Below are 18811 nucleotides of genomic sequence, written 5' to 3' on the forward strand. Positions count from 1 at the left end.
GGCATTTTACAAGCGCTTAAAAAGGAGAATGGTTATGGCTTTAAAGAAAAAACCGGTCACCGGAATGAAAGATATAATGCCTGAAGAAATGGAAATCAGGGATTATGCGATTGGACTGATCAAGGAGACTTATAAATCATTTGGATTTTCCTCAATCGAGACCCCTTGTGTCGAGCATATTGAAAATTTGTGCAGTAAGCAGGGCGGAGACAACGAAAAACTGATTTTTAAGATTTTGAAGCGTGGAGAGAAGCTGAAGATCGACTCAGCAATAGAGGAGAGCGATCTGATAGATGGTGGTTTACGTTATGATTTAACGGTTCCGCTGTCTCGGTATTATTCCAATCATGCGAATGAGCTGCCATCTCCATTTAAAGCTTTGCAGATCGGCAATGTATGGCGTGCGGACAGGCCGCAGCGCGGGCGTTTCCGTCAGTTCACACAGTGCGACATTGATATTTTGGGTGAGCCGGGCAATCTGGCTGAGATAGAATTGATTCTGGCGACTACGGCGCTGCTTGGAAAACTTTCCTTTCAGAATTTTACCATCCGTATCAATGACCGTAAATTTCTGAAAGCAATGGCGGCGTACAGTGGATTTGCTGAAGCAGATTATGAAAGTGTATTCATCACACTGGATAAGATGGATAAAATCGGTATGGACGGCGTGGCTGCGGAATTAATGGAAAATGGATATGCGAAAGAATCGGTGGACAAATATCTTCAGTTATTCAAAGAGATTACGAATGACGTGGAAGGTGTACGCTACTGCAAGGAGAAACTGAAAGGCTTTCTAGAGGATGAAGCGGCGGCTTCATTGGAAATGATCATTACCAGTGTGGAAAGTGCAAAAGAAGCAGATTTCAAGATCAGTTTTGATCCAACTCTTGTGCGGGGAATGTCCTACTATACAGGGACGATTTTCGAAATCTCTATGGATGAGTTCGGCGGAAGTGTCGGCGGCGGCGGGCGCTATGATGAGATGATTGGTAAATTTACAGGACAGAATATCCCTGCGGTTGGGTTTTCCATTGGATTTGAGCGTATCGTAATGCTTTTGCTGGAACGAGGCTTTCTGGTGCCATCAAGCAGAGAGAAGAAAGCCTTCCTGATTGAAAAGAACATGTCCGCCGGGGAAATGCTCAAAGTATTGGACCTTGCAAAAAAGGAACGCGCAGCGGGCAGGCAGGTTATGATTGTAAATATGAAAAAAAATAAAAAGTTCCAGAAAGTACAGTTGACAGAACAGGGATATACAGATATTATAGAGTGCTATCGTGATTCTGTGGATTAGCTGTAATTGTGGAGAAGTGTGAAGAGGGGGCTGACGTTTCATATCGAATTTCAGTCCCTTTAAGGAAAATTAAGAACATACTAACAGGAATCAAGTGTTTTTTACACTTGCTCTCCCGGCATGTATGTTCTTTTCTATTTTATCTGATTTTTTTGACGTCTCCAAAATCTCCTTCGCTCTGAAAGGCACAGGTCATCCAGTACATCCCCAGCCAAATCTACCAGAACATTTTGGGGGGGGGATAGAGAGGAGTGCCGTCAGGCAGGAAAGAATTCGTGCAATATATTCCTGTGTTATGAAACTACTGGATTGCGAATAGTAAATAAAAAGAAAAATTATAACAAAGAGGCCATTATATGGTATGATATAAAAATAGTAAGACTCGAAAAATACTTGCCAGCTACTTTTCAAGCATCACACGTAAGTGATCAAAGTATGGTCACTAAGTGCTCATGTTATAAAAAACGTTAAAATTTAACACACGGGAGGAGATTAAAATGCGTTTACTGATAAAACAGCGTGTATTTTCATGGACGGATTCTTATGATGTATATGACGAGAGCGGAGCGGCAAAATATTTTATAAAGGCTGAGTTTTTTGCGCTGGGCCATCAGATCCATGTGTACGACTGGAGGCAGAGGGAAGTCGGGGCCATACGGCAGAAACTTCTGACTTTGATGCCCCAGTTCGAAATTGAAATGCATGGTGTTCCGCAGGGAGAGATCCAGAAAAAACTGACATTTTTCCGTCCGAGATATGAAGTGAACTTTAACGGCTGGCATGTAGAAGGTGATTTTCTCGGCTGGGAGTATGATGTCTGTAACGGACGCAGTACGGTGGTACATATAACCAAAGAACTTTTGCACTGGGGGGACACTTACGTGCTCGACTTTGCAAATCCGGCTGATGAACTCATGGGACTGCTGCTCGTCATAGCGATTGATGCGGCAAACTGTACGAATGGGCAGTAAGAAGAAATAGAAATACGTGAATGCATGCCCCTGCGGGGGGATTTGCAGCTCTGCTGCAGAATAATGTGCCGAATTTTAGAAATCATATGGACTAAAGTACGAAACTGCCTTATAATTGGAAATAATAGTGTCAAGGATTAAAAAAGGAGGCCGTATTTATGGCAATATGGATTATATTAGCAATCGTTGTGGTTATTATTATCTGGCTCGTAGGCTCTTATAATGGTTTTATTAAGCTGAGGAATAAGACGGAAGAGGCTTTTTCTGCGATGGATGTATCTCTGAAGAAAAGATACGATCTGATCCCCAATTATGTGGAGACGGTGAAAGGCTATGCAAAACATGAGTCCCAGACTCTTGAGAAGGTGATTTCAGCGCGCAATGCGGCCATGAATGCATCAACGGCGGAAGAGAGGATCGCAAACGATAATATTCTCAGCGGGACTTTAAAGTCCCTATTTGCAGTATCTGAGGCATATCCGGACCTGAAGGCAAATCAGAATTTCCTGCAGCTTCAGGATCAGCTGCAGCGGATCGAGGAAGAGATTGCCGGTTCCAGAAGATATTATAATGGTGTTGTGAACCAGTTCAACACGAAGACAGAGATGTTCCCGGGCAATATTATTGCCGGTATTTTCGGATTCAGGAGAAAGCCGCTGTATGAGGTAAATGAGAGCAGTGAGCGCGAGAATGTGAAAGTAGCTTTCTAGGGGGATTATCAGTATGAAGAAGTTTAGCGGAAGGGCTGCCGCGCTCATTGTATGGGCGGTAGTCTGGGTATTTATGATGTTTGGTTCTGGGATCGTGGAGAGGGCCGTGAACCCGGAGGTAAAACTGAAAGAAGACCCGAACATGACAACGGAATATTTCAACACAGATATCGAGGTGGGGGAGAACCAGTCCTATAAAGTTACGGAGCATATAGGAGTTGATTTCAGGACGCCCCGCCACGGAATATACCGTTATATTCCGGTTAAGGGCACCGTATTTTCCAGAGAAGACGGCAGGAACATGCAGGCGGTACCTTATAATGCAAAGATGACAGATGTTAAATCTCAGGAAGAGATGGAGATCAGTTCTGAAAGCGGGAGCAAGGTCATCCGGTTTGGGACTGAGGATGAATATCAGAATGGCCAGAAAGAATATCAGTTTTCCTATACGGTTACCCCCAGATTCCAGGAGAATGAATACCAGAATGCTTATTATAATGTATTTCCGCTTCAATGGCAGAATCCTGTTCCCGCAGGAAGCAGATTTACTGTTACATTTCCGAAGGATTTTTCTCATGATATCCTGAAGTTTTATTACGGAGGTTATGGGGAGAATAAGAATGCAGAAGAAATTCTGGAGCTTTCATGGGACGGGAATACTGTGACGGGGATTCTGAAAACAGACCTGAAACTCGGCCAGGGGATTTCTTTCTTTGCACCTATGCCAGAGGGCTATTTTACAGGTGTCGGGCAGCTTACATATCTGCCCTGGCTGCTGCTGTTACCGGCAGTGATCCTTTTACTGCTGATTGTTTTTCTGTTCGCGAGGTTCGGAAGAGACGAACCGATCATCCCTTCTATTCAGTATCAGCCTCCGGACAATCTGGACAGTGCCGCTGTGGGTTATATTATTGACGGTAGTGTGGATGATAAGGATTTACTTTCCCTGATTATATACTGGGCTGACAAAGGCTTCCTGCGCATTAAAGAAATGCCGGATCACCAGCTAAGTTTATTTAAGCTGAAAGAGCTTCCAAAGGAAGCGCCCAGCTATCAGTTCTGCATTTTCAACAAGCTGTTCGATCATGGGGATATCCGCAAAATCAGCGATTTGCAGTATAAGTTTTCAGGGACCATGGAGATGGCCAAAAAGCAGCTGAAGAATTATTTTCAGAAGCAGGGCCGGGACATGATTTATACCAGAGAATCTAAAGCTGCCAGGGTTGCGGCAATTATTTGCTGTACTCTGCCTATGGCCTGGTTCATGCTGCTCACGAGTATTTATTCTTATACAAGCGGCGGCAGGATTTTTTTACAGGTGCTTTTGTGGATCATGCTTCTGACAGGGACACTGATTTTCTGTTTTAATATTGATACATGGTACGCCAGGACCGACACTTCCCGTAAACTGACAGCGGGAGGCACACTGGCTGTCTGCTTTTTATCTACCGCAGTATATGCGGGAAGTTATGTTATGCGTGTATTGCAATATGAAGTCTTTAACTATATAGGGGTGCTGGTTCCTGTCCTGGGGATCACGGGAATACTGATTGGGCTGGCAGGGTTCATGAAAAGACGGACCCCCCAATGTATAGAATGGATGGGAAGACTTGCGGGGCTTCGTGACTTTATTGAAACAGCCGAACTGGAGCGCATGAACGAGCTGGCAAAAACGAACCCGGAGTGGTTCTATCATATTATTCCTTATGCATATGTTTTCGGGCTTTCCGATGTATTTGCTGTAAAACTGAAAGGCCTGTCACTGCCGGCTCCTGAATGGTATTCTCCATATCACAGTTATACATTTTTTGACTACTTTATGTTTAACAGACTGATGATGAGCAGCCTGAATAAAACGGCGTCCACGTTGACTGTATCGAAACCGCCGGAGACAAGTGGTTCCGGTGGCGGCAGTTTTGGAGGCGGAGGTTTCAGCGGAGGCGGCTTTTCCGGCGGAGGTTTTGGCGGAGGCGGAGGCGGCAGCTGGTAACATTAAGAAAATGCAAAGGAATGTTGCGAAAGATTGCAGCGTTCCTTTTTCTTATATAAAATTTATATTTGTGAGTATTTTTTGTGGTGAAAAATTGAAAGGTACAGGTAATATTGAATATGGAGTATTGTATAAGAATTTTTGAAAACGGTAATGTGAGAAGAAGAGGCTCGCGTATCGTGGGAGTGCTGCTTGCGCTTCTGATGGCAGCGGGGATGGTCTGTGAACTTCCCGCTTTGGAATTTAAGGAGTCTAATGCCGTGCATAAGATGGTTTACGGCAAATATACGGGAAAGAAATTTTTGCCTTACGCAGAAAACATAAAAGACACAGGGGCTTTAGATGTTTTTGAAAATATTGCGGCTACGATACCGGTAAAATCAAATATCGAAGAACTGTCCGACAGAAACAGAGAGCCGGGGACTGTGACAAACTCTCTGGATGCAGAGAAAACAGACTTTCTGTCTGATGTACTTTTAAGAGGCGTGGAAATATCAGGACCGGATCTCAGCAGGATAGAGATTTCGCTGCCGGAAACACCTACAGGTAACTTTACACCTCCGGTGATTCCGGATATTCCCAATATTCCGTCGGGGCATCAGAAACCTTCGGTACCGGATACACCGGCTGAGCCAAATACACCAATCGTGCCGGATACGCCAATTGTACCGGACAAGCCTTCAATAGACGACAATCCGACAGTACCGCCTGAGAATATTGTACCTGATAATCCGGATGAAGAGGCGCCGGATATACCGGATGATGGAGTAGATCCAGGTACTGATACAGATGATCCGGTGATTGAACAGCCGGCAGGTTTTACGGTAAACGAAGATGGAATGATCTGCAGTTACGATCCTTCTGCTGGGATTGTAGAAAATGGCCGGCTCTATCTGCCGTCGGAAGGTTGCACCGGAATCGCAAGAGGCGCATTTGATGGGGTCAGCGCTGAGATCTATGAACTTTTCATTCCGTCAAATATTGTAAATATCGAACCCGGTGCCCTGGGTGATATGACAGATCTGGGATGGATCGAACTTATGGAAGCCAATGAGAATTATGTTTGTCTCGAAGGCATGCTATTTGACAGCAGCATGACAACGCTTCTTGCATTTCCCTGCGGAAGAATCGGTATATATTCGCTTCCGGCGAATGTAACAAGACTTGAAGATTATTCTTTTCTTAATACTACAATATCAAAATTAGACATGATAAAATGTGGCGCTGTCGAAGTGGGCAGTAATGTGTTCGGTGAAAATGGCGGAACTGGAATTACCATTAAGGCGCCAAGAGATCATCTTGAGCATTATCAGAATGTTTTTGAGGGAACGGGTGCGACCGTGCAGTAAAACCGCTGTTTGTGACGAGTTTTTATCTAAACAGAGGGAAAATTTACCCGTAGAGGTGGATTTCTACTGAAAATGTGTTAAAATGTGTAAGGATTTGTGCAGACTATGTATTATAGAGATTAAAAATCTCAGTGTGCCGGGTGCGCCCGGGGTAAAGGCGGGAGAACAGATGGATTATAAGCTTGTGATGAATACGGCTGTCCTGGCCGGTGAGATGATGCTGCGCAGCGGAGCAGAGACTTACAGAGTAGAAGATACAATGTATCACATTCTGCGCACGGCTCAGACAGAGACGGTAGAGGCCAGCGTGATGATGACGGGAATTGTAGCCACAATCAGTAATCCGGATATGGAGCCGATTACTGTGATCAAAAGAGTACAGGAGCGGGGAACCAATCTGAACCGGATTATGAAGGTAAATGATATATCAAGAAAATACTGTGCAGGGGAACTGACGCTGAAAGCAGCTTACGAAGAGCTGAAGAATATCGGGGGCAAGCAGTACCGTGTCTGGGTATACAATCTGGCAACCATACTTGTTCCCACAGGCTTCGCGCCCTTGTTCGGCGGGGGAATCCTGGAAACGGCAGCAGCGGCAGCCGTTGGATGTGTGCTGGCACTGGTTGTGACTTTGGGAAAACGCCTGCAGATTAACGGATTTATATTGGACACGCTGTCTTCTCTTGGGATAGCGGCAGCGGCAATACTCCTGAAATGGGTCTTTCCGTCCCTGGATGAGGATATTGTGATTATCAGTGCAATTATGCCCATGGTTCCCGGGGTAGCCATTACGAATGCTGTGAGAGATACGCTCCAGGGAGACTATATTTCCGGAGGGGCCAGGATATTGGAAGCCTTTCTGAAAGCGGCAACAGTCGCGCTTGGGGTAGGTGCAGGAATGGCACTTGCCGGACTTATTCATCCGGGAGGTGGTATCTTATGAAACTGATCTTCGGAGTTGTGGGCTCCTTTGTGGCTGTGGCGGGGTTCGCCGTACTCCTGGAAACGCCGCGCAGATATTTGCTCCATGCCGGGATTGCCGGCGCAATAGGCGGCTTTGTGTATCTGTTTAGTGTCCAGTGGGGAGTAGATGTAGTTCTGTCATCTTTTCTTTCCGCACTGGCGATTGCACTAACATCCCATACCTTCGCGCGGATTTTTAAGGCACCGGTAACAATATTTCTGATTGCCGGAATCCTGCCCACCGTACCGGGAGCCGGGATGTATCGGATTGTGTATTACATTATTGCCAATGACAGCGCCAAAAGCAGCTATTATTTGACACAGACACTTGAGATCGCCGGAGTAATCGCCCTGGCCATCTTTATTATGGACACTTTGTTTAAAGTGCGGATAAAAAAAGTAGAAAAGCAATGAAATATCGCCCTTTTTGTTTGTTGAACAATTATAGGACTTGTTTTATAATTAATCTAACAACATAACCTGCAACAACTGTTCGTGCTTGATGAAAGGGCGGGATGAATATGCGAAGTAAAAACATATTACAAATGCTGGAAGAAAGTAAGTACACTGTAGCGATGAGTGGGATTGAGATGCTTCTTGAGAATGGCTACCCCGGATTACGTGATGGAGAAGAATCTTATGAGATTGAGCAGAAATATGGATATTCAGCCGAAGAGATTTTAAGCAGCGCATTTTATGCGACGAGAAAAGAAATATTTTTTGAGTTTCTCAGAAACGAGATGCTTGCTGCAACAGCGGTTCCGCCGGGTACGGGATTTGAAAACCTGAAGAAGCTGGAGGAATACCACCTTGTACACTCAGAGATAACAAAACGGCTGTTTGGGCTCCTGGAGAGAGCCGGATGCAGGAATGTGATTAATCTTCACGGCAGTATATATGACTATTTCTGCCCGCACTGCGGTAAAAAGTATTCGATCGAGTACATTAGGGAAACAGAAGGTGTGCCGCTCTGTGAAAGCTGCAAGAACACGATACGCCCCAAGATCTGTCTTTTTGGAGAAATGGTGGACAACAGTATTGTGACAAAAGCGGCGGAGGAGATTCAGAAAGCAGATGTGCTTCTTGTACTGGGAACGAGCCTCCATGCGGCCCTGTGCCATCAGCTGATCCAGTATTATAACGGGGATAAGCTGATACTGATCACGAATGAAGAGCATTATTCTGACAGGCTTGCAGATGTGCTTGTCTACAGCAGAGTGGATGATGCGCTTGAAAAATTGGTAAAAGAATACCAGAACAAATGGAATAAAGAACATGAATTGGAGAAGAGATAACATGAGTAAAGTAAGAACAAGATTTGCACCCAGCCCTACAGGAAGGATGCATGTAGGAAACCTGCGGACAGCATTGTATGCGTATTTGATCGCGAAACATGAGGGCGGTGATTTTATTCTCCGTGTGGAGGATACGGATCAGGAGCGTTTTGTGGAAGGCGCTCTGGACATCATATACCGCACGCTGGAAAAAACGGGGCTGATTCATGATGAAGGGCCTGACAAAGACGGCGGATACGGCCCCTATGTGCAGAGCGAAAGAAATGCTTCCGGACTGTACCTGAAGTATGCAAAGCAGCTGGTAGAACAGGGGGACGCTTACTATTGCTTTTGTGACAAAGAAAGACTGGAGTCTCTCAAGACATCTGTGTCAGAAGACGGAACAGATATCGTTGTGTACGACAAACACTGCCTGGGACTCTCTCAGGAAGAGGTGGAAGCCAATCTGGCTGCAGGCAGACCATGGGTTATCCGCCTGAATGTGCCGAATGAAGGGACAACGACCTTCCACGATGAGATTTACGGAGACATAACCGTGCCGAATGATGAGCTGGATGATATGATTCTGATCAAATCCGATGGCTTTCCAACCTACAATTTTGCCAATGTGATTGATGACCATCTGATGGAAATCACACATGTTGTCAGGGGAAATGAATACCTTTCCTCCGCACCCAAATACAACCGCCTGTATCAGGCTTTCGGCTGGGATGTGCCGGTTTATGTACACTGTCCGCTGATTACAGATGAGAACCATAAGAAGCTGAGCAAACGCTGTGGACATTCCTCCTATGAGGATTTGATTGAGCAGGGATTTGTATCCGAAGCTGTTGTGAATTTTGTGGCGCTGCTGGGATGGAGCCCGGCCGATACACAGGAGATCTTCTCCCTGGAAGGCCTTGTGGAAGCTTTTGATTACCACAGAATGAATAAATCTCCGGCAGTATTTGATACGGTGAAGTTAAAATGGATGAATGGAGAATACTTAAAAGCGATGGACTTTGACACATTCTATGAGATGGCTGAGCCTTACCTCAAAGAATGTATCACAAAGGATTACGATCTGAAGAAGATCGCCGGGCTGATTAAGACAAGAATTGAGATATTCCCGGATATCAGGGAACAGGTAGATTTCTTCGAAGAGCTACTGGAATATGATATTTCAATGTATACACACAAGAAGATGAAGACCAATGCAGAGACATCCCTGGAAGTACTTACAGAGCTGCTCCCGCTGCTTGAGAAACAGGAAGATTACAGTAACGATGCGCTGTTTGAGACATTGAAGAGCTATGTGGCAGAGAAAGGCTGCAAGAACGGTTATGTCATGTGGCCGGTAAGAACTGCTGTCTCAGGTAAGCAGAATACACCGGGAGGTGCTACCGAGATCATGGATATCATCGGGAAAGAAGAGTCTCTCAGAAGAATCAGAATTGCAATTGAAAAATTAGGCTAGAAAGAGGTACGTATGAGTTTTAGTAAAGCTCAGGAAGACGCAGTCACTCATGGGAAAGGCCCATGTCTTGTCCTCGCCGGTCCCGGTTCCGGGAAGACCCTGACGATTGTAAACCGAATGAAATATCTGATAGAAGAGTTAAAAGTAAGGCCAGAAGAGATTCTGGTCATTACTTTTACTAAGTATGCCGCGACAGAGATGAAAAACCGTTTCCTGCAGTTGATGGGAAATAAAAGGCTGCCGGTCACAGTAGGGACTTTTCACGGAATTTATTACGGAATTTTGAAGTGGGCATATCACTTTGGCCCTCAGAACATACTGTCGGAGGAAGAAAAGTACCAGATTGTGAGGCAGTCCGTGAACAGGCAGGAGATTGAGATCTTTGATGAAGAAGATTTTCTGCAGGAGATCGTAACAGAGATAGGCGTTGTAAAAAATAACAGAATAGAGATAGAAGAGTACAGATCAACAAAGTGTGCCCCGGATGCTTTCAGAAATATTTACCGGGAATATGAAACACAGCGCAAATCCGCCAAAAAAATTGATTTTGACGATATGCTTGTGCTATGTTATGAATTGTTTCGCTCCAGGCCCGATATTCTGAAAATGTGGCAGGATAAGTTTCACTACATTCTGATTGACGAGTTCCAGGATATCAATCAGATACAGTATGATGTAATTAAAATGCTGGCCGAACCGCAGCGCAATCTGTTTGCAGTGGGGGATGATGACCAGTCTATTTATGGATTCCGCGGGGCGGACTCAAAGCTGATGTTCCAGTTCACAGAGGACTATCCGGGCGTGAAACAGCTGCTTCTGGATATCAATTACCGCTCCACCTCTAATATCGTGGAAAATGCACTGAAAGTAATCGGGCACAATGAGATTCGTTTTCAGAAAAAAATCCGGTCACAAAAACCCCGGGGTGCAAGCCTTCATGTGCAGGAGGTGCGCGATCCGACAGAGGAGGGCGGTTATGTGCTGGAGGAGATAAAGAGCCGGATTCAGGCGGGGGTAAAGCCGGAGGATATTGCGGTGCTGTTTCGGATCCATACAGATGCGAGGCCTCTTGTAGAGCAACTGATTGAACATAAAATATCCTTTCAGATGAAAGAACATATGCCCAACATATACAGCCATTTCATTGCAAAAGATATGATGGCATATTTCAGGATGGCATCCGGGAGCCGTGCACGCCAGGAGTTTCTGCAGATCATGAACCGGCCGAAACGGTATATATCCAGGGAAAGCCTGTCTGGCAGAGAAGCCTCTTTCGAGGACCTGAGAAAATTTTACTGTGACAAGGAATGGATGCAGGACAGGATAGACCAATTCGAATGGGATCTGAAAATGCTGATAAAGATGGCACCTTATGCAGCAATCCAGTACCTGAGAAAAAGGATTGGATATGATGACTTTCTTAGGGAATATGCCGCCTCCAGGAAGATGCAGGCGGGAGATCTGTTTGAGGTGATGGCGGAACTGGAGGAGGCGGCAAAGCCCTTTTCCACGCTGGAACAATGGTTTGGACACGTGGAAGAGTATACCAATGCATTGAGAATACGGGAAAGCAGCAGAGAAAGACAGCAGGACGGTGTCCGTCTGATGACCATGCACGCCGCGAAGGGGCTGGAATTTGATTCGGTATATATCATTGAAGCGAATGAAGGTCAGATCCCTTATAAAAAGGCTCTGAAGGAACATGGAATAGAAGAAGAGCGCAGGCTGTTCTATGTGGCCATGACGAGAGCAAAGGAACTGCTTAAAATCGTCTATGTAAAGAAAAAAAACGGAAAGGATGTCTCACCTTCCCGTTTTGTAGAGGAACTGCTTGAGAATGTAAATAATTAGTCCTCATCTGAATCCAGGTCTTCATCCAGGTCCAGATCTTCATATTCCTGGGAATCCAGCCATTCATCAAACTTATCTGCGGCACGTTCATACTCGTCATCATCTTCAATGTTTTCCAGTTCAGGCTGGCCGGGCGTTGGTTCTGAGAAACGGTAAAGGAAAACCTCTCCTTCGTCGTTGCTTCCTTCCTCGTCGAGCGGGAGCAGAGCAATATATTCCTGGCCCTCCACCTCGTAGATGGTGAGGACGGCACACTCCAGTTCTTCGTCATTATCGAGTGTCAGTGTTACAGTAAGTGATTCATTTTCGTTCATAAATGGTCTCCTTTTTTCATTGATAACTTAACTCTAACAAAAAGAATGATAAAAAGCAAGAAAAAACATGGACGGGTTCCTAGTGTGTCAGTGTACATGTTACTGTTCACACCCTTCGGGCGTGTACACTAACTTCCTATTGACATTAAGGAGAAACACGATAGAATGAAAGAGGGTTCTTTAAATTTTGCAGAACAGGAGGAGTTTTGATGAAAAAGAAGTTACTGAGCGTATTACTTATGGTCCTGACAGCATGTATGCTGCTGGCTGGATGCAAAAAGAATGTGGGTACGCCTGAAGATAATGCAGTGCAGGATACAGAGACAGAAGAAGAGGAAGATGAGGGGGAAGAACAGACCGGCTACACGTTTGGTTACAGCTGTATTGATATGGGGAACCCCTATTTTGATACATTAAAGCTGTCCATAGAAACAGCTTTAGCAGAAAAGGATTATCACCTTGTTGTAAAGGACCCGGGTTCAGATGTGAATGTGCAGATAGAACAGGTTCAGGAGATGATTGATCAGGGCGTGGATGCGGTATTTTTGTGCCCTGTCGACTGGGAAAAGATCACACCCGCTCTGGAAGCGCTGGAAGATGCCGACATACCTGTTATTAATATTGACACGCAGGTAAAGGACACGGATCTGATAGATGCTTATGTGGGCTCAGATAATAAAAATGCCGGTTTTCTGTGCGGAGAAGATCTGATGAAGCAGCGCCCCGATGGAGGCAGCATTGTAATTCTGGAGTGCCCGTCCATGAATTCTATTAATGAGAGGATCACAGGATTCGAGGAGGCTATCGCCGATGGCGGTTTTGAGGTACTGGCCAGGGCAGATGTGCAGGGAAAAAAGGAGAATGCCAAGAGTGAGATGAAGAGCATACTGGCTGAGAACCCGAAGATCGATGCAGTGATGTGCGGCAATGACCAGGTGGCTCTTGGAGTGCTGGAAGCCATGGAAGAGGCAGGAAGAAAGGATATCCTGGTGTACGGCGTCGATGGTTCGCCGGGAGCCAAGAGTGAGCTGTCAAAAGCAGATACTGCAATGGCAGGTACAGGTGCCCAGTCTCCGATTAATATCGGAAAGAAAGCAGTGGAAACCGGGATTGCAATACTCGAGGGCAATGATTATGAGAAAGAATATTACGAAGCAACTTTTTTTATAAATAAAGAAAACGTTGAAATGTATGGAACTGACGGCTGGCAGTAACAGCAGGAAGAGAGGACCTCAGATTATGAAAAAAGTACAGGGAAGCCCACAGCCGCTAGGCGTCACAATCGGAACCGAAAGGATCAATTTTGCTGTTTCTGTACCCGGAGGAAAGTCTTGCGAACTGCTGCTGTACCGGACTGGCAGTACAGATATCGAAGCAGTATATCCCATGCAGGAGGACAGTGCAATGGGGGAAGTCCGCTTTCTTGCACTGGAAGGAATCAGTCCGCAGGAGTATGAGTACAATTACAGGATAGACAGGAAGGTGTGTCTGGATCCATATGTGAGGCGTATTACCGGACATCGCATCTTTGGACAGACAGAAGACCTGGAGTTACATAAAGTGAGGGGATGCTTTCTGACGGAGCCCTTTGACTGGGAAGAAGACAGAAGGCCCTGTATTCCCTGGCATGAAAACATCGCCTACAGCCTGCATGTCCGCGGCTTTACCATGCACAGTTCTTCAAAGGTAAGACAGAAGGGAACTTTTATGGGGATTGTGGAGAAGCTGTCATATCTGAAAGACCTGGGAATCAATCAGATTCAGTGCATGCCGGTATATGAGTTTGAGGAGTGCGCAGGAAAACGCAGTAATTACTGGGGATATGGGCCAGCATGCTATTTTGCCCCCAAGGCATCATACAGTGCTTCCGGAAATGCCGCCAGAGAGTTAAAAGAGCTGGTTAAATCATGCCACAAAGCGGGAATCGAGCTGATACTGGAGATGCCTTTCGAAGAAGGCATCCTTTTTCAAACCGCACTGGAATGCCTGCGGTATTATATGCTGGAATATCATGTAGACGGATTTGTTGTTAATCCCTATCATGTCTCATGGGACGGGCTTCTGAATGACCCACTCCTGAAAGGCGTGAAGCTTCTGAAAAAGGAAGACTGGTTTCAGAATGTGATGCGCCGGTTCCTGAAGGGGGACGAAGGCATGATAGAGGATGTCATATGGGCGCTCCGCCATAATACGAAGGAGGACGGCTGCTGCAACTATATTACGGCGCATACCGGATTTACCTTATACGACCTGGTGTCCTATGATGAAAAGCATAACCAGGATAATGGGGAAAATAATCAGGATGGTCCCGTTTACAACTACAGCTGGAACTGCGGTGCTGAGGGACCGAGCAGAAAACGTTCCGTCATGGAGCTTCGTAAAAACCAGATGAGGAATGCACTTTTTCTGCTTATGACAGCCCAGGGAACGCCATGTCTGCTTGCAGGCGATGAGTTCGAAAACACCCAGAAGGGAAATAATAATGTATACTGTCAGGACAATGAACTATCCTGGCTGAACTGGAATAAACTAAAGAATAATGATTCCCTGTTCCGGTATGTAAAGATGCTGATTAAACTCCGCAGGGAACATCCCGTACTGCACAGGCCGGATGCACTGCTGGGGCTGGATCAGATTTCGTGCGGTACCCCTGACGTATCTTATCACGGGGAAAATGCCTGGCAGGTACCTGCAGATGTCTCCAGCAGGCAGCTGGGTGTTTTGTACTGCGCTAGCGGGCAGAACGACAATGACTGTTTCATAGCCTATAATATGCATTGGGTGAGACATTCCTTTGCCCTGCCTGCCCTGGCGAAAAAAAAGAAGTGGTACCGGATTGCGGAAACATCTGCCGGGATACTGGAAAAGCCGGAGCTTCTTGAGAACCAGAAGACGATGGTATTAAAAGAAAGAAACATCGTATTTTTGATCGGAAAATAAATACCGGCCGGCAGGAAAACAGGAAGGACGTTTAAGCGGTATGAAAGCAGTACAGCATTTTTGTACAATAACCAGACACAAAATATTGGTCATGAAGGAATGTTTCCGGGTTGGACTGTACAGACAGGGACTCCTGCACGATCTTTCCAAATACAGCTGGGCAGAATTCAGCGTAGGCTGCAGGTATTATCAGGGAGACAGAAGCCCCAACAATGCAGAGCGGGAGGAAAAAGGCCTGTCGCTGGCCTGGCTGCATCACAAGGGACGCAACAAGCATCATTATGAGTATTGGATTGATTATGGAGCAGACAGCGGAAAAGACATGACAGGCATGAAAATGCCGGTCCGCTATGTAGTAGAAATGTTCCTGGACCGTATAGCCGCAAGCAGGATATACAAGGGGGCGGCATATCAGGCATCCGATCCTCTCAGATACTTCATGGGAGGTAAGGGACATTATCTGATGCATCAGGAAACCGAGGAACTGCTGGAAAAACTTCTCGTCATGCTCGCTGAGAAAGGCGAAGAAGAGACCTACAAATATATCCGGGAGGAAGTGCTGCGTAAAAAATAACGCACACATACTACCTGTAAAAATTCAGTATTGGGGCAGTGTATTCCAGACGGGAGTTCGAGGAATCACAGAATAACAATAACGTTCCCCAGATAGATCCCACAAGATAACCTCTGCAGAATAGTCCCCCCTCGCCCATACACATCCGCCGCCACCGCCAGATCCAAAAAAAGTGAAGCGATCCTAACGCTTGGAAGCCCCAGCCTCAGGAACCGGACATAGGGGCGGCAGGATGCGTCTTACGACTGTTAGCTGGAGTTAAGCGAAAATAGAGGAAAACAAGGGTGAAAATTATAATTCCGAATTATAATTTTCCCTGGCCCCAGCGCGCGAAGCCATCAGGGCTTCGGGCGATGTGGTCAGGTTGCCCTTGTTTTCCTCTATTTTCGTTTTACTCCAGCTTACAGCCGTAACCCCGTATCCAGCCGTCCCTATGTCCGGTTCCTGAGGCGTCCCATACCTACGACCCCTTCACTCCGGATAATACATCTGCTTATCCTGTATATCAATCAGCACATTCTGCAGATACTTCTTTGCAACATATTTTGCCATAGGAAGATTCATATCCAGGTAATTGCCGCAGTCCTTTGCAGAAGCGCCAGGTACTTCTCCCTCAAAAGAAGATATAAAACTGAACATATCCCGGATCAGAACAATGATGTCGCCCGGTTCATATTGTCCGGCAAGAAGCAGATAAAACCCGGTGCGGCATCCCATAGGTCCGAAATAGAGAACCTTATCCTTAAAATCGGCATGATTCCGCAGGAAAGTAGCGCCAAGGTGCTCTAATGTATGTACCTCAGCAGTATTCATAACGGGTTCTTCATTTGGGTTCGTCATACGGATATCAAAAGTAGTGACAGGAGATCCGTTAACTTCATCTCTTCTGGAAACATACAGACCCGGCACCAGTTTTAAATGGTCTATTGTAAAACTTGCTATTTTCTCCATAATATTCTCCTTTTACTATTGAGTAATTCTGATTTCACCAATTATTATATAGGTATAATTGAAATAAGACAAGAAGTAAAAGTTGACGAAAGAAAAAGGAATGATTATACTGATAAAGCAGAGAGAAATGATTTACACAAAGAGACATTTTGAAGTACAGATCTTTGAGTAAAAATTATGTATCGGGGAGGCTGGTTATGAAGTTATATCTTGTTCGTCATGGCGAAACAGCATGGAATAAATTGAAAAAAGTTCAGGGACATTCGGATATCTCTTTGAATGAATATGGAAGATATCTGGCACGGGAGACAGCAAAAGGGCTGAAGAATGTTATATTCGATGCCGCCTATACGAGTCCGCTTATGCGGGCAAAGGAGACTGCGGAATTAATTCTGGCAGGACGGAAGGTTCCCATATATGAAGATATCCGGATTCAGGAAATGGGGTTTGGCGTATCGGAGGGAATGTGCTGCCGAGGTGAGAACCGGGATCCCGGAAGCGATGAATTCAACAAACTTTTTACGGATACAAAGCACTACAAAGTTCCTGAAGGGGGAGAATCCATCAGACAGCTGGAAGATAGAATACAGACCTTTTTTCAGGAATTGTTCACCAGAAAAGAATACAGTAATAAGACCCTTTTAATTTCCACACATGGAGCGGCACTCACCGCAATGCTGAACCTGATTAAAGGGGAGGAGGATATTGCAAAATTCTGGGGGAACGGAGTGCCCGCGAACTGTTCAGTAACAGAAGTTAAAGTTCAGGATGGAAGAGCTGAAATCTTAGAAGAAGGCCGGGTGTATTATTAAACGGGAGAAAGGAAAAACCTGAAGGTACAGGACACAGCAGGTGACATGTAAAGGAATCTGCAGAATGCGAATGAGACTGTAGGCAGGAGTAAAGTAAAATGAGAAGGACAACAGGGGCAATCTGGACACATTACCCGAAGCCTGGTGGCTTCGCTAGCTGTGGTCAGAAATAAGTGTAAGCCCGATTTACACTTTTGCCCCCGCTGTCCTCCTTTTTTAATCGGCCTGGGTTAACAGTGATAAAACGACCAGTTACATCTCTTGAAATAAGTAGCGGGATGGGGCAGGGGGAACGTAAAAATAGTTCTCCGGCCGCATCCCGCTCCCCATTTCAGTTTCGCGCTTCAAGACCGTACAAAAATGGAAAAATATACCAGCAGGAGGCTGCATATAAATATGCGATAATAGTTGTGTCGTAAAAGGAGGGAAAATAATGCACAAAAGCTTTGGTTATGTGAGGGTATCTTCAAAAGACCAGAATGTAGAACGACAGTTGGTTGCAATGGAATCCCTGAAGATACCGGAGAAAAATCTTTACGTTGAAAAGATATCCGGAAAAGACTTTGACAGGCCCGAGTATAAAAGGCTTCTGAAAAACCTGAAGGAGGAGGACGTGCTGTATGTGAAGTCGATTGACCGCCTGGGCAGAAACTATGAGGATATTATTGAGCAGTGGAGATTCATAACAAAGGAGATAGGCGCAGATATTGTGGTTATTGATATGCCGCTTCTGGATACCAGAAAGGGAAAAGATCTGGTGGGAACACTGATCGCTGATATTGTACTGCAGCTTTTATCATTTGTTGCACAAAGCGAAAGGGAGAGCATCCGGCAGAGGCAGGCTGAAGGCATTGCAGTTGCAAAGGCGCGGGGGGTTCGTTTTGGCAGACGCTGTCTGCAGGTACCAAAATCATTTGAAAAAATCTATTGGCAGTGGAAAAAAAATGAGATCAGCGCCAGAGAAGCCTCCAGAAGGCTGAATGTGGATTTTAAAACTTTTAAAAAATGGTGCAGCCAGAAAGACGGGATGTAAAAATAAGGGAAATAATGCAGAAAAAGGTAGACTTTATTCTGCATTATTGATAAAATAGTAATAGTTGGATGCATCTTGTGAAGAAAAAGGTAGACTTTGGTCTGCAAGTGCATTACATAGCTTTTTTGGTGGTAAAAGGTGACTTTATATATGAAAATGGCTATATTTTCCATTTAAACTTTAAAAATTCTGTTTTAATTTATCTTATCAATAATGCAGAATAAAGTCTGCTTTAATCCGCAGTGCCGTAAGGAGGAATGAATTATGTCAAGAGAAGAGGGACTGTTAGAATTTTTGGCACATCAGGT

At 45.3% G+C, this 18811-nt stretch carries 17 protein-coding genes; 15 read left to right on the forward strand and 2 right to left on the reverse strand.

All coding sequences use genetic code 11. The features are described from left to right. Positions 1–34: 34 nt before the first annotated feature. The 10 genes from hisS (at position 35) to HMPREF0240_RS20310 (ending at position 11879) form a co-directional block, all read left to right on the forward strand. A complete protein-coding gene (hisS, locus tag HMPREF0240_RS20260) occupies positions 35–1294 on the forward strand; it encodes a histidine--tRNA ligase (protein WP_035314393.1) in 1260 nt (419 codons plus the stop codon). 497 nt (positions 1295–1791) lie between these two features. Then, positions 1792–2265 carry a hypothetical protein gene (locus HMPREF0240_RS20265; RefSeq protein ID WP_009005273.1) on the forward strand — a complete coding sequence of 158 codons (474 nt, stop codon included), beginning with the start codon at positions 1792–1794 and terminating at the stop codon, positions 2263–2265. A gap of 158 nt (positions 2266–2423) precedes the next feature. After that, a complete protein-coding gene (locus HMPREF0240_RS20270) occupies positions 2424–2975 on the forward strand; it encodes a LemA family protein (RefSeq protein WP_009005274.1) in 552 nt (183 codons plus the stop codon). Positions 2976–2988: 13 nt separating this feature from the next. Further along, the gene (locus HMPREF0240_RS20275; RefSeq protein ID WP_035314395.1) at positions 2989–4965 is read left to right on the forward strand and encodes a DUF2207 domain-containing protein; all 1977 of its coding nucleotides are present in this window, start codon (positions 2989–2991) and stop codon (positions 4963–4965) included. A gap of 119 nt (positions 4966–5084) precedes the next feature. Then, the gene (locus tag HMPREF0240_RS23615; protein WP_198137831.1) at positions 5085–6314 is read left to right on the forward strand and encodes a hypothetical protein; all 1230 of its coding nucleotides are present in this window, start codon (positions 5085–5087) and stop codon (positions 6312–6314) included. A gap of 169 nt (positions 6315–6483) precedes the next feature. After that, a complete protein-coding gene (locus HMPREF0240_RS20290) occupies positions 6484–7257 on the forward strand; it encodes a threonine/serine exporter family protein (RefSeq protein ID WP_009005277.1) in 774 nt (257 codons plus the stop codon). Then, positions 7254–7691, forward strand: a complete 438-nt coding sequence (locus tag HMPREF0240_RS20295; RefSeq protein ID WP_009005278.1) for a threonine/serine exporter family protein — start codon at positions 7254–7256, stop codon at positions 7689–7691. Before HMPREF0240_RS20290 ends, HMPREF0240_RS20295 begins: the two co-directional genes overlap by 4 nt. 107 nt (positions 7692–7798) lie before the next feature. Then, positions 7799–8572, forward strand: a complete 774-nt coding sequence (locus HMPREF0240_RS20300) for a Sir2 family NAD-dependent protein deacetylase (RefSeq protein WP_050794587.1) — start codon at positions 7799–7801, stop codon at positions 8570–8572. Position 8573: 1 nt separating this feature from the next. Beyond that, entirely contained in the window at positions 8574–10028 is a 1455-nt protein-coding gene (gene gltX, locus HMPREF0240_RS20305) for a glutamate--tRNA ligase (RefSeq protein WP_009005280.1), read from the forward strand. A gap of 12 nt (positions 10029–10040) precedes the next feature. Continuing rightward, on the forward strand, positions 10041–11879 hold the full coding sequence (locus HMPREF0240_RS20310; RefSeq protein ID WP_009005281.1) for an ATP-dependent helicase: 1839 nt from the start codon (positions 10041–10043) through the stop codon (positions 11877–11879). On the opposite strand, the gene HMPREF0240_RS20315 is transcribed toward HMPREF0240_RS20310, so the two are convergent. Next, the gene (locus tag HMPREF0240_RS20315) at positions 11876–12193 is read right to left on the reverse strand and encodes a DUF1292 domain-containing protein (protein WP_009005282.1); all 318 of its coding nucleotides are present in this window, start codon (positions 12191–12193) and stop codon (positions 11876–11878) included. The two genes, HMPREF0240_RS20310 and HMPREF0240_RS20315, sit on opposite strands and share 4 nt — an antisense overlap. Before the next feature lie 209 nt (positions 12194–12402). Between HMPREF0240_RS20315 and HMPREF0240_RS20320 the strand changes: the two genes are divergently transcribed. From HMPREF0240_RS20320 to HMPREF0240_RS20330, 3 genes are read left to right on the forward strand one after another with little or no spacing between them, the layout of a single operon-like run. Further along, complete coding sequence (locus tag HMPREF0240_RS20320; RefSeq protein WP_009005283.1) at positions 12403–13407, forward strand: sugar ABC transporter substrate-binding protein; 1005 nt, start codon at positions 12403–12405, stop codon at positions 13405–13407. A gap of 25 nt (positions 13408–13432) precedes the next feature. After that, a complete protein-coding gene (locus tag HMPREF0240_RS20325) occupies positions 13433–15133 on the forward strand; it encodes an alpha-amylase family glycosyl hydrolase (RefSeq protein ID WP_009005284.1) in 1701 nt (566 codons plus the stop codon). 40 nt (positions 15134–15173) lie between these two features. Continuing rightward, positions 15174–15707, forward strand: coding sequence for a DUF5662 family protein (locus HMPREF0240_RS20330; protein WP_009005285.1), 534 nt, complete (start codon positions 15174–15176; stop codon positions 15705–15707). A 471-nt stretch (positions 15708–16178) separates the two neighbouring features. Here HMPREF0240_RS20330 and HMPREF0240_RS20335 read toward each other — a convergent pair whose 3' ends face one another. Then, positions 16179–16658, reverse strand: a complete 480-nt coding sequence (locus tag HMPREF0240_RS20335) for an S-ribosylhomocysteine lyase (RefSeq protein WP_009005286.1) — start codon at positions 16656–16658, stop codon at positions 16179–16181. 197 nt (positions 16659–16855) lie between these two features. Here HMPREF0240_RS20335 and HMPREF0240_RS20340 point away from each other — a divergent pair, with 197 nt between their 5' ends. Both HMPREF0240_RS20340 and HMPREF0240_RS20345 read left to right on the forward strand, forming a co-directional pair. Next, the gene (locus HMPREF0240_RS20340; protein WP_009005287.1) at positions 16856–17470 is read left to right on the forward strand and encodes a histidine phosphatase family protein; all 615 of its coding nucleotides are present in this window, start codon (positions 16856–16858) and stop codon (positions 17468–17470) included. A 433-nt stretch (positions 17471–17903) separates the two neighbouring features. Then, a complete protein-coding gene (locus HMPREF0240_RS20345) occupies positions 17904–18503 on the forward strand; it encodes a recombinase family protein (RefSeq protein ID WP_009005288.1) in 600 nt (199 codons plus the stop codon). The last annotated feature ends 308 nt before the right edge of the window (positions 18504–18811 follow it).

Source organism: Clostridium sp. D5, from assembly GCF_000190355.1.
Taxonomy (GTDB): Bacteria; Bacillota; Clostridia; order Lachnospirales; family Lachnospiraceae; genus Faecalicatena; species Faecalicatena fissicatena_A.